The following is a 14503-nucleotide window of genomic DNA, read 5'->3' as shown; positions in this document are numbered from 1 at the left end:
GTGTATGTTATCCGAGCAGCTTGTGCAGGTCGGCGAGCGTCACGCACTTTCTGATGTCGTCGCCGGAAATGGTTTTGCCGAAGTCGGTGTCGAACATGACGATGACGCCGAGCGACGCGAGCGAGTCCCACTCAGGCAGGCTGAGGAGTTCCGTTTCCGCCGTGACTTCGACGGGTTCCTGGAAATCGACCGCAATCAGAAATTGCTCGATGAACTGTTCGATGGTGGGAAGCGTTGTGGCGGAAGACATCAATGACTCCTTGGAAATCGCGGCAAAGGCGCGAAAGGTGATTCGCTCGGAATGGGCGGCTCGGCGGCGGTCATGCCGAAGAGCCATGCACCAGGTTTGTCGGGAGCGTTTGATTATCGCAGCCTGTCAAGCCTGGCTGCCGGAAGTCCTGTCGGAGCGGTCGAACGACGTGAATGGTGCTCACGTCGCTCGTCATCGAGCGGGAGTGGCGGCAGATGAAGGGACTATACCGACGCACCCGATGATCCAATTCGGTCAACAGAGGCCGATTCCCCCTCCAAATCAGTTCAATACCCGAAGATGGAGGGGGGCGTGAATCGGGCGGGTGAGTCCGGTGACGGTGCCGTTACTGGCTGCCATGCGGAGAGACGGCCCGGCGATACGAGTGGGGCTGGAGGTGCAGTGATCTGGGAAGCCGCGGAAACGGGAAAACGGGGAGGCGGCGGTGCGTGCGGTGGAAGGGACCTGCACAGACTGAACACCGACGATCTCTTGGCGCGCCCGGCTGGGATCGAACCAGCAACCCCTGCCTTCGGAGGGCAGTACTCTATCCATTGAGCTACGGGCGCTTCGGCGGAAAGCCTTGCGTGCGGGTGCCGGAAGACGGCTGCAAGGCCCATGCGAATCCGAGAGGATACCTGTTTTCCGCGAATCCGTCCATCGCGCGGGGTTCGACGCCGCCCGCGAAGCATCACACGATTCGGGTAAACGCCCGCGCCACGGCGCCCGCCGCCTTGCGCCTTCCGGTAAGCGTTCCGTCTATAATCGACCGTGCCCTCGGCGACGCAGGGCGTCAAGCGCGGTAGCTGTCACGCTGTCACTGAACCGACTCACCTAAAAAAACGGGAGACGAGACAAGCATGAGCGAAGCCCCCCACGGAGCCCCGATCAAGACACCCGGCCAACTCATCGCGGCGGTCATTGCTGGGTTCGGCATTCCCGTCGCCATCATCGTTCTGCTCGCCGTCTACGTCGACAATACGACGCGCACCGGCGCCGGCACCAATCTCGACGCCTCCGTCGAACAAAGAATCGCGCCGGCCGCGCAAGTGAACATCCGCGACGCCAACGCGCCGCGCGTCTACAAAACCGGCGAGGAAGTCTTCAAGGCCGTGTGCTCCACCTGTCACGCCACCGGCACCGCCGGCGCGCCCAAGTTCGGCGATGCCGCCGCATGGGCGCCGCGCATCGGTCAGGGCTACGACACGCTCGTCCACAACGCACTGAACGGCAAGGGCGCGATGCCCCCGCGCGGTGGCGCCAGCCCCGACGATTACAGCGATTTCGAGATTGCGCGCGCCGTCGTCTACATGGCGAACAACGGCGGCGCGAAGTTCGCCGAGCCGGCGCAGCCCGCGCCGGGCGCGGCGGCTTCGGCTTCGGCGCCTTCGTCCGCTTCCGCGCCGGCGTCCGGCGCAGCCGGTGCAAGCTCGACCGAAAACGCGCAAGCCGCAGCCGCCGTCGCGGCACTCGCTTCCGTGCCGCAGACGGCATCGGCTCCGGCGGCGGGCGCGCAAAGCGCCGATGCGTCGCAGGCCGGCAAGGCGCTCTACGAGCAGGTCTGCCAGGCGTGTCACGCGGCCGGCGTGCTTAACGCGCCGAAGTTCGGCGACAAGGCCGCGTGGGCGCCGCGTCTCAAGGACTCGATGGAGACCGTCTACAACTACGCGCTGCACGGCAAGGGCGCCATGCCGCCGAAGGGCGGATCGAACGCGTCGGATGCGGACGTGAAGGCCGCCGTCGATTACATGGTGAACGCGGCGAAGTAACGCGGCAATGAATAACCGTCAGTTCTTCTGCAGCATCGCCTTCAGCATCGCCATGCGATCCTTCGGCGAGAGCGGCGCTTCTTCGGGCGTCGGGGGCGGGGCGTCGTCGAGCAGCATCTCGGGGATGAAGCGCGACGGCTCGCACACCACCGTCTCCCGCGCGCGCTTGCGCTTCTTGCACCAGTTCAGATGCAAGCTGCGCTGCGCGCGCGTGATCGCCACATACATGAGCCGCCGCTCTTCCTCGATGCGCGAATCGTCGATCGGCGCGTCGTCGTCGGACCCGCCGCGATGCGGCATGATGCCTTCCTCGACGCCGACCAGAAATACGTGCGGATATTCGAGCCCCTTCGACGCATGCACCGTCGAGAGCCGCACCGCGTCGGGGTCTTCGTCCTTGCCTTCGAGCATCGACATCAGCGCGACAGTCTGGATCAGCCCGAGCAGGTTCTTGCCTTCGTCGGCGAGACCGTCGGCGGTGTCGTAGCCGGTCTGTTCCGCTTCAGGCGATGCCTCGGGCTTCGTGCCCTTGCGCTTCAGCCATTCGAGAAACTCCAGCACGTTCTGCCACTTGGATTGCGCCTGCCGCTCGTCGAAGGCATCGTAGAGATACGCTTCGTAGTGGATGGCTTCCATCATGTCGTCGAGCACTTCGGTCGCCGGATCGCGGCCCGCCCGGTCCGACAGGCGGCGAATCCACTCGCAGAACGTGCGCAACGGCTCGACCTGCCGCGCCGACAGCCGCGCCTCGATGCCGCCCATGAACACCGCTTCGAAGAGCGACACCTTCGCCGCGCCCGCGAACGCGCCGAGCGCTTCCAGCGTCGTATTGCCGACGCCGCGACGGGGCGTCGTGATGGCGCGGATGAACGCGGGATCGTCGTCGGGATTGGCAATCAGACGCAGATACGCGATCAGATCCTTGATCTCCGCGCGGTCGAAAAACGACTGCCCGCCCGACAGCACGTACGGAATGCGCTCGCGCCGCAGCACTTGCTCGAAGATGCGCGCCTGAAAGTTGCCGCGATAAAGAATGGCGTAATCGCGAAACGCCGCGCGCCGCTCGAACTTGTGCGCCGACAGACGAAACACGACGGATTCGGCCTCGTGCTCTTCGTCGTTGCAGCCGGTCACGGTGATGGTGTCGCCCATGCCGTGCTCGGACCACAGCTTCTTCTCGAAGAGCTTCGGATTGTTCGCGATGACGTTGTTCGCCGCCGTCAGAATGCGCACCGTCGAGCGATAGTTCTGCTCCAGCTTCACGACATGCAGCTTCGGAAAGTCCTTGCTCAACTGCGCGAGATTTTCGAGCGTGGCGCCGCGCCAGCCGTAGATGGCCTGATCGTCGTCGCCGACCGCCGTGAACGCGGCGCGCGGACCGGCCAGCAGCTTCAGCAGTTCGTACTGGCAGGCGTTCGTGTCCTGATATTCGTCGATCAGCAAATAGCGCAGACGGTTCTGCCACTTCTCGCGCACGGCTTCGTTTTCCGCGAAAAGCTGCGCGGGCCGCAGGATCAGATCGTCGAAATCCAGCGCCTGATACGCGTGCAGCGTCGCGGCGTAGCTGCGATAGACGATCGCGGCCTGATGCTCGTCCTCGTTGCTCGCGAGCACGGTGGCCTGATCGGGCGAGACCATCGCGTTTTTCCACAGCGAGATGATCGACTGAATCTTGCGGATCAGCCCTTTGTCCGTGGTGCCGAGTTGCTCCTGAACCATGCCGAAGCAGTCGTCGGCATCCATGATGGAAAACTGCGGCTTCAGACCGACGTGCTCCGCCTCCTGCCGCATGATCTGCACGCCGAGCGAGTGGAACGTGCAGATGGTCAACTGATTGACCGGCACCTTGCGGCCTTCCTTGCCGGGCGTCGTCAGTGTCTTGCCTTCGAGCAGCTTCGCGGTCCGTTCGCGCATTTCGAGCGCGGCCTTGTTCGTGAAGGTGAGCGCGGCGATGTGCTTCGGCTCGAAGCCGCGTCCTTCGATCAGGTGCGCGATTTTCTGCGTGATGACGCGCGTCTTGCCGCTGCCCGCGCCGGCGAGCACGAGACAGGGACCATCGAGATAGCGCACCGCTTCGCTTTGGGCGGCGTTGAGACCTGCGGACATCGTTCTGGACTTTGGCGAGTGAGGCGAGCGGCGCAAGAGCCAAGCCGCGCCGCCGATTGAACTGCGAACACCGCCGCGCAACCCGTTGATCGCACGGCAAATTCGAGAGCGCGATGTTAACACGATAGGACGCGGCGGGTTTTGGCCCCCGTTCGCTGGCCGTTGGCGCGTTGGGCGGTGCAGGCTCATGCCACAATATCCGACCGATTCACGACAGGATGATGCCTTCCATGAGTTCAGCACTGAAAGTCGGCCTGATGGGCTATGGCCTGGCCGGCGCGACGTTCCACGCGCCCGTCATCGAGCATTGCGGCCGCGCGAAGGTCGCCGCCATCGCGACGAGTCAGGCCGAGCGCGCGCTCGCCGATTATCCCGATGCGCGCATCGTCGCCGACTTCGATGCGCTCATCGCGCTGACCGACGTTCCGTGCGTCGTGATCGCCACGCCGAACGACACGCATTTCGACCTCGCGCACCGTGCGCTGTCGGCGGGCAAGCATGTGGTCGTCGACAAGCCGGTCACGCTGTCCGCCCGCGATGCCCGCACGCTCGCCGATCTCGCCGCCGAGCGCGGGCTGCTGTTCGCGCCGTTCCACAATCGCCGCTGGGACGGCGATTTCCTGACGGTGCGCACGCTGATCGAAAGCGGGCGGCTCGGGCGCATCACGCATTATGAATCGCACTTCGACCGTTTTCGCCCGAAAGTGCCGCAGCGTTGGCGCGAAGAAGCGGCGCGCGGCGGCGGTCTGCTGTTCGATCTGGGGCCGCATCTGATCGATCAGGCGCTCACGCTGTTCGGCGCGCCGCAGACAGTGACGGCGTTCGTGAAGGCGCATCGCGACCACGCGCACGCGCCGGACTACGTGCATCTCGTGCTCGGTTACGCGGACAAGGAAGTGGTGCTGCACGCGAGCGCGCTCGCGGCGCTGGAGCCGCCGCGTTTTTCAATTCATGGCACGCGCGGCAGTTATGTGAAGACCGGCCTCGACGTGCAGGAAGACCAGCTTCGCTCCGGCATGCGGCCGGGGAATGCGGAGTTCGGCAAGAATCCGCCGGGCCTCTTGCGCGAAGTGGACGGCGATCACGATCTGCGGCATCAATTTGCGACGCGCGATGGCTCGTATGTGGAGTTTTATCGGGCGCTGGCGGCGTCGGTGATCGACGGCAAGCCGTTCCCGGTGACGCCGCAAGATGCCGTCGATGTGATGACGGTCATCGAGTTGGCGATGCAGAGCGAGCGGGAAGGGCGGAGGGTGGAGTTCGTGCGGGGGTGAGCCGGCGCCGCCGCCATGAACTGAGAGGCGTCGGACGAGTCGGCACGAGGTAAGAAACGACGCAATCGCCCCGGTCCGAATCCGTTTGACAACCCCATCCCCCTCGCGTAAATTCTGCCGCACGCGTCGGGAGAGCGCGTGGCCGCTTCATTGAAGCGAGAGCCACGCCGCCGAAGGGGCACACCCACAAACTCTCAGGCAAAAGGACCGGCCGCGTCGAGGACACATTCCTCGCACTCTGGAGAGCGGCAACGGCACGCATCAGGCCAGTTGCCCACCGAAGGGGCGCGCGATGGACCGCCAGCACACGCTCGCGAATCCGCGCAATCTCTCAGGTACCGAGGACAGAGGGGTCACGCATCGCAACCGCATCGCGGGTCGGTGTCTTGCTTCGCTGCATCGAGCGGCGACCAAGGCGATCATCCGCAGCGAAGTGCGCTGCGTGGCCTTTTTTGCTCCGCGAACCGAGGCCCCGATGACCGAACTTCAACACACGCCCTTGCACGCCGCTCACCTCGCGCTCAACGCGCGCATGGTCGATTTCGGCGGCTGGGACATGCCCGTCAACTACGGTTCGCAGATCGACGAGCATCGCGCCGTGCGCACCGACGCCGGCATGTTCGACGTGTCGCACATGCGCGTCGTCGATTTCGAAGGCGACGCCGTCCGCGCGTTCTTTCGCCACGCGATCGCCAACAACGTCGACAAGCTGACGACGCCCGGCAAGGCGCTCTACTCCTGCCTGCTGAAAGACGACGGCGGCGTGATCGACGACCTCATCGTCTATTACTTCTCCGACACGCGTTTTCGCGTGGTCGTGAATGCGAGCACGGCGGACAAGGACATCGCGTGGTTCGGGAAGCTGAACGCAGACGGCAACTTCAACGTCACCATCACGCCGCGCCGTGATCTCGGCATCATCGCGGTGCAAGGGCCGAACGCGCGCGAGAAGGTCTGGAACGTGCTGCCGGACACGCGAGCTGAAACCGAAGCCGTCAAGCCGTTCAACGCGGTCATGTTCCCGTCGACGCAGTACGGCGAACTGATGCTCGCGCGCACCGGCTATACCGGCGAGGACGGTTTCGAGATCGTCGTGCCGGCCGCGAACATCGAAAAGCTGTGGAACGCGCTGCTCGCCGCAGGCGTGAAGCCCGCCGGCCTCGGCGCGCGCGACACGCTGCGGCTCGAAGCCGGCATGAACCTCTACGGCCAGGACATGGACGAAACCGTCTCGCCGCTCGATGCGGGCCTCGCGTGGACCGTCGACCTCAAGACTCCGCGCGATTTCGTCGGACGCGCGGCGCTGGAGGCGAACGGCTCGAAGGCGAATTTCGTCGGGCTCGTGCTCATCAAGGAAAACGGTCGTGCGGGCGGCGTGCTGCGCGCGCATCAAAAGGTCGTGACGCCACACGGCGAAGGCGAGATCACGAGCGGCACGTTTTCGCCGTCCATGCAGGAGTCGATTGCGTTCGCCCGCGTGCCGACGGCCGTCGCGCCGGGCGATACGGTGCAGGTCGTCATCCGCGACAAGCAAGTTCCTGCGCGCGTGGTAAAACTTCCGTTCGTGCGCAACGGCAAGGTGCTCGTCGAGTTGGCATAACACTGTCGAGCGCCGTCGCGCCCGTTTCTCCGACCAAGAATCTCACGAACGAACCACGCAAGGAGCATCCAATGAGCATCCCGGCCGATCTGAAATACACCGAATCGCACGAATGGGTCCGCACGGAGTCCGACGGCACGCTGACCGTCGGCATTACCGATCACGCGCAGGAAGCGCTCGGCGACATCGTGTTCGTCGAACTGCCGGCGGCGGGCAAGTCCGTCGCGGCGGGCGACGCGATTGCGGTCATCGAATCGGTGAAGGCCGCCTCCGACATCTACGCGCCGGTCTCAGGCGAAGTCGTCGCGGCGAATGACGCGTTGACGTCGTCGCCGGATCAGGTGAACGGCGCGCCGTACGAAAGCTGGCTCTTCAAGATCAAGCCCGCGAGCGATGCGGGCCTCGACAAACTGCTTGACGCCGAAGGCTACGGCAAGTCGATCGGCGAATAACTCTCTATCAGACGAAAAGCGGTTCCACGCGGGCCGCTTTCGCAGGAATTCACATGAAGCTCGAACACCCGGATCGTCCGATGAACCGCACTTCTCTGTCACTCGCCGCGCTCGAATGCCACGATGCGTTCGCCGGCCGGCACATCGGCCCCGACGAGGCCGACCAGCGCGCGATGCTCGACGCGCTCGGTTTCGCGTCGCGCGCGGCGTTCATCGACGCGGTGATTCCCGACACGATCCGCCGCAAGGAAACGCTGCCGCTCGGCGCGTTCACGCAGCCGAAGAGCGAAGCCGAGGCGCTCGCGGCGCTGCGCAAGCTCGCGGACGAGAATCTGGTGTTTCGAACCTTCATCGGTCAGGGGTATTACGGCACGCACACGCCTGCCGTGATCCTGCGCAACGTGCTCGAAAATCCGGCGTGGTACACGGCTTACACGCCGTATCAGCCGGAAATTTCGCAAGGGCGCCTCGAAGCGCTGCTCAACTTCCAGCAGATGGTGATGGACCTGACCGGCCTCGCGATGTCGAACGCATCCCTGCTCGACGAAGCGACGGCCGCCGCCGAAGCCATGACGCTGCTGCAACGCGTCGGCAAGCCGAAGTCGAACGTGTTCTTCGTCGCGGACGATGTGCTGCCGCAAACCATCGAAGTGGTGAAGACGCGCGCGAAGCCCGCGGGCATCGAAGTGAAGGTCGGTCCGGCAGCGGATGCCGCGAGCGCGAACGCATTCGGCGTTCTGCTGCAATATCCCGGCGCGAACGGCGACGTGCATGACTATCGCGCGCTCGCGGAAGCCATTCACGCTGCGGGCGGCCATGTGGTCGCGGCGGCGGATCTGCTCGCGCTCACGCTCATTACGCCGCCGGGCGAATGGGGCGCGGATGTCGCCATCGGCAACACGCAGCGGTTCGGCGTGCCGGTCGGCTTCGGCGGTCCGCACGCGGCTTACATGGCCGTGCGCGACGAATTCAAGCGCCAGATGCCGGGGCGTCTCGTCGGCGTGACCGTCGATGCGCAAGGCAATTCCGCGCTGCGTCTCGCGCTGCAAACGCGCGAGCAGCACATTCGCCGCGAGAAGGCGACATCGAACGTCTGCACGGCGCAGGCGCTGCTCGCGATCATGGCGAGCATGTACGCGGTCTATCACGGCCCGCAAGGTCTCAAGACGATTGCGCTGCGCGTGAACCGCGTCGCGTCGATCTTCGCGGCGGGCGTCGCGAAACTCGGCTACAGCATCGCGAACAAGACGTTCTTCGATACCGTCACTATCGAAAGCGGCGCGAACACGACCGCGCTGCATCAGGCCGCTTACGCCGCGCATATCAATCTGCGGCGCGTGAGCGCGACCCAGGTCGGCGTATCGCTCGACGAAACCACCACGCGCGACGACTTGCAGAAGCTCTTCGCGCTCTTCGCGGAAGTCGCGGGCAAGACCGAAACGTTCGACATAGACGCGCTCGACGCGTCCATCGGCGATTCGCTTCCGGCAGACCTCAAGCGCACGAGCGATTACCTCACGCATCCGGTCTTCAACCGGCATCACTCCGAACACGAAATGCTGCGCTATCTGCGCAGCCTTGCCGACAAGGACCTGGCGCTCGACCGCACGATGATTCCGCTCGGCTCCTGCACGATGAAGCTCAACGCCACGTCGGAAATGCTGCCCGTGACGTGGCCGGAGTTCGCGCAGATTCATCCGTTCGCGCCGGCCGAGCAGACGCTCGGCTATCGCACGATGATCGACCAGCTCGAACAGATGCTTGTCGCGTGCACCGGCTACGCGGCCGTCTCGTTGCAGCCGAACGCGGGTTCGCAGGGCGAGTACGCGGGCTTGCTGATCATTCACGCGTACCACGAGTCGCGCGGCGAAGGGCATCGCAATGTGTGTCTGATTCCGGCGTCCGCGCACGGCACGAACCCGGCGTCGGCGCAAATGGCGGGCATGCAGGTCGTGGTCGTCGCGTGCGATGCGAACGGCAACGTCGATATCGACGATCTCAAGGCGAAGGCCGAGAAGCATTCCGCGAATCTCGCGGCGATCATGATCACGTATCCGTCGACGCACGGCGTCTTCGAGCGCAACGTACGCGAGATTTGCGACATCGTGCATCAGCACGGCGGGCAAGTGTATGTCGATGGCGCGAACATGAACGCGATGGTCGGCCTGTGCGCGCCCGGCCAGTTCGGCGGCGACGTCTCGCATCTGAACCTGCACAAGACGTTCTGCATTCCGCACGGCGGCGGCGGACCGGGCGTCGGTCCGGTCGCGGTCGGCGCGCATCTCGCGAAGTTCCTGCCTAACCAGACATCGACCGGCTATCAGCGCGACGAAGCGGGCATCGGCGCGGTGTCGTCGGCGCCGTACGGCTCGGCCGCGATTCTGCCGATTTCGTGGATGTATATCGCGATGATGGGCGCGAAGGGCCTCACCGCGGCCACCGAAAGCGCAATCCTCGCCGCGAACTACGTCGCGAAACGCCTGGCGCCGCATTACCCGGTGCTGTACAGCGGCCCGGGCGGGCTCGTCGCGCACGAGTGCATTCTCGATGTGCGGCCGATCAAGGAAGCGAGCGGCATTTCGGTGGAAGACGTGGCGAAGCGCCTGATCGACTACGGTTTCCACGCGCCGACCATGAGTTTCCCCGTGCCGGGCACGCTGATGGTCGAGCCGACGGAATCGGAATCGAAGGAAGAGCTGGACCGCTTCATCGACGCGATGATCGCCATTCGCAACGAGATTCGCGCAGTCGAGGAAGGCCGCGCCGATCGCGAAGACAACGTGCTGAAGAACGCGCCGCATACGGCTGCCGTCGTGACGGCGGACGAGTGGAAGCACGCGTACACGCGCCAAGAAGCGGCGTATCCGGTGAAGACGCTCATCTCGCGCAAGTACTGGTCGCCGGTGGGCCGCGCCGACAACGCATATGGCGATCGCAACCTCATGTGCTCGTGCGTGCCGGTGTCGGAGTACGCAGACGCGTGACGCACGCGCGCCGCGCCGCCCGAAAGCGTCAAGCTTTGTCGGGCGGTTTTGCGGTGCGTTCGAGAACGGCTAACATCTCACCCCGGACCAAGCCAATCAGGGAGTGCGTATGGCGCCGAAGGTGCGAAAGGGGAACGAGGCGAGCCGCTTCAGGGCGACACGCGCAACGCTGGCGACGCTTTGCGCGCTTTCGATGACCGCGCCTGCCGCGCATGCGGCGATGAACTTCTGCGCCGCGCCGGCCATGCAGACGAGCGAGCGCACGAATGCCGATCCCGGCGTGAAGGCGCTGGTGAATGCAGTGCAATCGCACGTCAACGACACGCCGAAGGCCCGCGCCACGCTGCACACCGAAGGCACGCTGCCGCACGAAGGCATCTATGACCAAAGCGTCGAAGCGGAGAAAGACCTCGACCTGATGCGCGATGCCGCACTCGCCTGGCGCGCCACGGGCAACGAGCGCTATCTGCGGCTTGTCGACCGGTTTCTGCTGGCGTGGACCACGACGTATCAGCCGAGCTTCAACCCGATCGACGAGACGAACTTCGAATCGCTGATCCTCGCCTACGATCTGACGGCGAGCGCCCTGCCGGTGAAAACGCGCAACGCGGCTAATGCGCTCATCGCGAAGCTGGTGAATGGCTACGTCGCGGATATCGACAAGCAGCCGCGCCCGCTCAAGGGCACGTACCGGAACAACTGGCAGAGCCATCGCGTGAAGCTGATCGCGATGGGCGCGTTCACCATCGACGACCGCAAGATGATCGACGCGGCGCAGCGGCTTTTTGTCGAGCATATCGGCGACAACATCGCGCCGGACGGATCGACGGTCGATTTCGCCGAGCGCGACGCGCTGCACTACGTCACGTACGACTTGCAGCCGCTCGTGACGGCGGCGCTCGCGGCGCGGCGGCATAACCGCAACTGGCTGCCGGAGCGCGCGACGACGGGCGCGACGCTCGCCGGCGCGCTCAACTGGCTGACGCCGTACGCGCTCGGCACGAAGACGCACGACGAGTTCGTGCATTCGAGCGTCGCCTTCGACGCGAAACGGCGCGAGGCCGGCTTGCCGGGCTACTCGGGCCAGTGGGACCCGAAGAACGCGGCGGAGCTTTTTTATCTGGCGGCGCGTCTCGACGGCCGCTATGCGCCGGTGGCGCTGCGGCTCGCGCCGACGCCGCCCGCGTGGCTCGCGGTCTGTCTGCCGCTGCCGGCGCGGTAACTTCCATTTGCAGGAGCAGTCATGGCAGTCAGCGTTTTCGATCTCTTCAAAGTCGGCATCGGACCTTCCAGCTCGCACACCGTCGGCCCGATGCGCGCCGCGCTCATGTTCGCGCAAGGGCTCGAACGCGACGCGCTGCTGGACGCGGTGACATCGGTCAAATGCGAGCTGTACGGCTCGCTCGGCGCAACGGGGAAGGGCCACGGCACGGATCGCGGCGTCATGCTCGGACTCATGGGCGACGCGCCGGATACCGTCGATGCCGGCACTATCGTGCCGCGGCTCGAAGCGGTGCGCGCAACGAAGACGCTCGCCTTGCTCGGCAAGCACGAGATCGCGTTCACGGTGAAGGACAACATCGCGTTCTATCGGCAGGCGCTGCCGGAACATCCGAACGGCATGAAGCTGTATGCATTCGATGCCAGCGGCCAGTTGCTACGCGAAGCGACGTATCTCTCGGTGGGCGGCGGCTTCGTCGTGACGGCGGGCGCGCCGAATACGGCCGTGCTCACGGCGCACGCGCAATTGCCGTATCCGTTTCAGACCGGCGACGAACTGCTGAAGATGTGCGCCGAATCCGGCAAGTCGATTGCGCAGCTGATGTGGGAAAACGAGTGCGTCTGGCGCAGCCCTGACGAAATTCGCGCGGGCCTCCTGCATATCTGGGACGTGATGCAGGATTGCGTCGCGCGGGGGTGCGGCATCGGCAATCCGGATGCGGAAGGGCATCTGCCGGGGCCGTTTCAGGTGAAGCGCCGTGCGCCGCAGCTTTATCGCGCGCTGACGGGCCGGCCCGAGCAGGCGTTGCGCGATCCGCTTTCGATGATCGACTGGATCAACCTGTACGCCATCGCGGTGAACGAAGAAAACGCGGTCGGCGGCCGCGTCGTGACGGCGCCGACGAATGGCGCGGCGGGCATCATCCCGGCCGTGCTGCATTACTACGACCGCTTCGTGCCGGGATCCAACGCGCAAGGCGTGATCGACTTCCTGTTGACGGCGGCGGCTATCGGCATTCTGTACAAGATGAACGCGTCGATATCGGGCGCGGAAGTGGGATGCCAGGGCGAAGTGGGCGTCGCCTGCTCGATGGCGGCCGGCGGCCTCGCGGCGGTGCTCGGCGGGACGCCTGCGCAGGTGGAGAACGCGGCGGAGATCGGCATGGAGCACAACCTCGGGCTCACGTGCGATCCGGTGGGCGGCATGGTGCAGATTCCCTGCATCGAACGCAACGCGATGGGCTCGGTGAAGGCCGTGAACGCGGCGCGCATGGCCATGCGCGGCGATGGTTCGCACTACGTGTCGCTGGATTCGGTCATCAAGACCATGCGCGAGACGGGCGCCGATATGAAGACGAAGTATAAGGAGACGTCGCGCGGGGGATTGGCGGTGAATATTGTGGAGTGTTGAGCTTTCGCTGTGTGCTGGCAGGCGTTCCGTCCTGCGAGTGCAACATTTCTTGTACGGGGCGCGCGGCGTCGGTTGGAGGGGCTAGCATGGTCGGAGCCCAAACGAATCTATCGACCGCATCCTCGATGCATGTCTGACGATGACTGCGCGCCGCTCAATGCGTCGGTAGAAATACCTGAGAGAACCGCATTGAAACCGAAGGACCTTGCCGCGCACAAGGATGCGTGTAAAACGCTCAGCGGTTCCCCGAAGTTCCGGCCCATGGTCAAGCAGCGATGGCCGAAGCCCTTCAACAAGATGGCTCGGCCCCGCGTTCAGGCGACCGACCTCATTCCAGTTTCGGACGATCACGCCGTACTTTTCCTCTGGCGCGATGGGGATCAGCTCGAAGACCGCTCGTTTTACGGACACCTGGTCTGCACAATGCCGCATGGCGACATATACCCGCTCTTCGAACTGCATTACCATCCGAGTCACAAGGGGCTGCACTGCAAGCTGCCCTGCAATACATCGAGCGATTACAGGAATCGCTTGTTGCCCGGGGCACCCGAACTCGATTTAAAGCTGCCCCGACGCTTTGACCCGCGCGCCGCAAACGACCGTGCCGCGCTTATCGTATTGTTTTGCAACGCTGTGGGCATAACCATCTCCAACGAACACCAAGGACAAGGCGATCTATTGTGCTAGCGGACCCGCTCAAGCAAACGCTCTGCTCTTTGTTCGAAGTGCACGCCGATACAAACGGCGTGCAGCGAATCGTGACGCCGTTGCAGTATCCGGGAACGGGGGATCATGTGGTCGTGCGCATTCGTCCCTGCCAGGGCGGCTATTCGATTGATGAGAACGGAGAAGCCTGCTTCAACGCAGGCATGATGGGCGGTGAAGTCGAATCGGGCGCCGTCGAACGGTGGTCGCAGGAGATCGCGCAATTGAGTCCCGTTCGCCTGTGCGAGGACGAGGTCATCCGCGCCGCGACCTCTGACGAGCGTCTTCTCGCGCCTTACGTCTTTCGTGTGGCCGAGGCGGCACAGCAGCTTTTCGCGGTCGCCACATGCCGCGTCGAGCGTCAGTCGCCAAGCGATTTCAAAGGACGCCTCACCCGCGCGATCGCGGAAATCGCCGCCGAGTTCGGGCTCGAGTACCGGTCGGAAGTCGAATTGCCGATCTCTGGCGGGCTTGTTGCCGATCATGTCATTGAAACGCCGACGCCCTCCATCGTCATCGCCGCGACTTCAGCCAAGCGTCTGCTGGAAGGCGAACTCATTCACCTGCAATATCGTGCCGAGAAACTTCCGGGCTCAGTGCTGGCGATTGCGGAAAGTCAGCTGGCAGTCGGCAAGACGGAGTTCGAGCGCGCGAACTACTACACATGGAAGACGGTCGTCTTCGACGCGCGCAATCTTCGCAGTCTGATCGGCTCCGTCCTGCATTGAGAC

Annotated in this window: 11 protein-coding genes, 1 tRNA gene and 2 riboswitches; of the genes, 9 read left to right on the top strand and 3 right to left on the bottom strand. The window is 64.5% G+C overall.

What is annotated here, in order from left to right:
* Positions 1 to 7: 7 nt before the first annotated feature.
* Together NCR35_RS00695 and NCR35_RS00690 are read right to left on the bottom strand one after the other, a co-directional pair.
* A complete protein-coding gene (locus NCR35_RS00695) occupies positions 8 to 250 on the bottom strand; it encodes an acyl carrier protein (RefSeq protein ID WP_250532618.1) in 243 nt (80 codons plus the stop codon).
* Between the two features lie 493 nt (positions 251 to 743).
* A tRNA-Arg gene (locus NCR35_RS00690) sits at positions 744 to 819 on the bottom strand.
* A 291-nt stretch (positions 820 to 1110) separates the two neighbouring features.
* Here NCR35_RS00690 and NCR35_RS00685 point away from each other — a divergent pair.
* Positions 1111 to 2019 (top strand): c-type cytochrome, encoded by a 909-nt coding sequence (locus NCR35_RS00685; RefSeq protein WP_250532617.1) that lies wholly within the window; start codon positions 1111 to 1113, stop codon positions 2017 to 2019.
* An 18-nt stretch (positions 2020 to 2037) separates the two neighbouring features.
* Here the strand turns inward: NCR35_RS00685 and NCR35_RS00680 are convergent, their stop codons facing one another.
* On the bottom strand, positions 2038 to 4125 hold the full coding sequence (locus NCR35_RS00680) for a UvrD-helicase domain-containing protein (protein WP_250532616.1): 2088 nt from the start codon (positions 4123 to 4125) through the stop codon (positions 2038 to 2040).
* Between the two features lie 230 nt (positions 4126 to 4355).
* Here NCR35_RS00680 and NCR35_RS00675 point away from each other — a divergent pair, with 230 nt between their 5' ends.
* From NCR35_RS00675 to NCR35_RS00640, 8 genes are all read left to right on the top strand, one after another.
* Positions 4356 to 5399, top strand: coding sequence for an oxidoreductase (locus NCR35_RS00675; protein WP_250532615.1), 1044 nt, complete (start codon positions 4356 to 4358; stop codon positions 5397 to 5399).
* A 117-nt stretch (positions 5400 to 5516) separates the two neighbouring features.
* Positions 5517 to 5620: riboswitch (glycine riboswitch) on the top strand.
* A 7-nt stretch (positions 5621 to 5627) separates the two neighbouring features.
* A riboswitch (glycine riboswitch) is annotated at positions 5628 to 5757 on the top strand.
* A gap of 117 nt (positions 5758 to 5874) precedes the next feature.
* Positions 5875 to 6999 carry a glycine cleavage system aminomethyltransferase GcvT gene (gcvT, locus tag NCR35_RS00670; RefSeq protein WP_250532614.1) on the top strand — a complete coding sequence of 375 codons (1125 nt, stop codon included), beginning with the start codon at positions 5875 to 5877 and terminating at the stop codon, positions 6997 to 6999.
* A gap of 71 nt (positions 7000 to 7070) precedes the next feature.
* Entirely contained in the window at positions 7071 to 7451 is a 381-nt protein-coding gene (gene gcvH / locus NCR35_RS00665) for a glycine cleavage system protein GcvH (RefSeq protein WP_175938591.1), read from the top strand.
* A 53-nt stretch (positions 7452 to 7504) separates the two neighbouring features.
* Entirely contained in the window at positions 7505 to 10435 is a 2931-nt protein-coding gene (gene gcvP / locus NCR35_RS00660; RefSeq protein WP_250532613.1) for an aminomethyl-transferring glycine dehydrogenase, read from the top strand.
* Between the two features lie 193 nt (positions 10436 to 10628).
* On the top strand, positions 10629 to 11657 hold the full coding sequence (locus NCR35_RS00655) for an alginate lyase family protein (protein WP_250532612.1): 1029 nt from the start codon (positions 10629 to 10631) through the stop codon (positions 11655 to 11657).
* A 21-nt stretch (positions 11658 to 11678) separates the two neighbouring features.
* Complete coding sequence (locus NCR35_RS00650) at positions 11679 to 13067, top strand: L-serine ammonia-lyase (RefSeq protein WP_250532611.1); 1389 nt, start codon at positions 11679 to 11681, stop codon at positions 13065 to 13067.
* A 129-nt stretch (positions 13068 to 13196) separates the two neighbouring features.
* Entirely contained in the window at positions 13197 to 13754 is a 558-nt protein-coding gene (locus NCR35_RS00645) for a hypothetical protein (protein ID WP_250532610.1), read from the top strand.
* 59 nt (positions 13755 to 13813) lie between these two features.
* On the top strand, positions 13814 to 14500 hold the full coding sequence (locus NCR35_RS00640) for a hypothetical protein (RefSeq protein ID WP_250532609.1): 687 nt from the start codon (positions 13814 to 13816) through the stop codon (positions 14498 to 14500).
* Positions 14501 to 14503: the final 3 nt, after the last annotated feature.

Source organism: Caballeronia sp. AZ10_KS36, assembly GCF_023631105.1.
GTDB lineage: Bacteria > Pseudomonadota > Gammaproteobacteria > Burkholderiales > Burkholderiaceae > Caballeronia.
This window is presented reverse-complemented; position numbering and strand designations above follow the sequence as displayed.

What these genes read in the sequence shown, in the direction of transcription:
- NCR35_RS00695 (WP_250532618.1), bottom strand. Translation starts at nt 250, where the DNA reads ATGTCTTCCGCCACAACGCTTCCCACCATCGAACAGTTCATCGAGCAA.
- NCR35_RS00685 (WP_250532617.1), top strand. Translation starts at nt 1,111, where the DNA reads ATGAGCGAAGCCCCCCACGGAGCCCCGATCAAGACACCCGGCCAACTC.
- NCR35_RS00680 (WP_250532616.1), bottom strand. Translation starts at nt 4,125, where the DNA reads ATGTCCGCAGGTCTCAACGCCGCCCAAAGCGAAGCGGTGCGCTATCTC.
- NCR35_RS00675 (WP_250532615.1), top strand. Translation starts at nt 4,356, where the DNA reads ATGAGTTCAGCACTGAAAGTCGGCCTGATGGGCTATGGCCTGGCCGGC.
- gcvT (WP_250532614.1), top strand. Translation starts at nt 5,875, where the DNA reads ATGACCGAACTTCAACACACGCCCTTGCACGCCGCTCACCTCGCGCTC.
- gcvH (WP_175938591.1), top strand. Translation starts at nt 7,071, where the DNA reads ATGAGCATCCCGGCCGATCTGAAATACACCGAATCGCACGAATGGGTC.
- gcvP (WP_250532613.1), top strand. Translation starts at nt 7,505, where the DNA reads ATGAAGCTCGAACACCCGGATCGTCCGATGAACCGCACTTCTCTGTCA.
- NCR35_RS00655 (WP_250532612.1), top strand. Translation starts at nt 10,629, where the DNA reads ATGACCGCGCCTGCCGCGCATGCGGCGATGAACTTCTGCGCCGCGCCG.
- NCR35_RS00650 (WP_250532611.1), top strand. Translation starts at nt 11,679, where the DNA reads ATGGCAGTCAGCGTTTTCGATCTCTTCAAAGTCGGCATCGGACCTTCC.
- NCR35_RS00645 (WP_250532610.1), top strand. Translation starts at nt 13,197, where the DNA reads ATGTCTGACGATGACTGCGCGCCGCTCAATGCGTCGGTAGAAATACCT.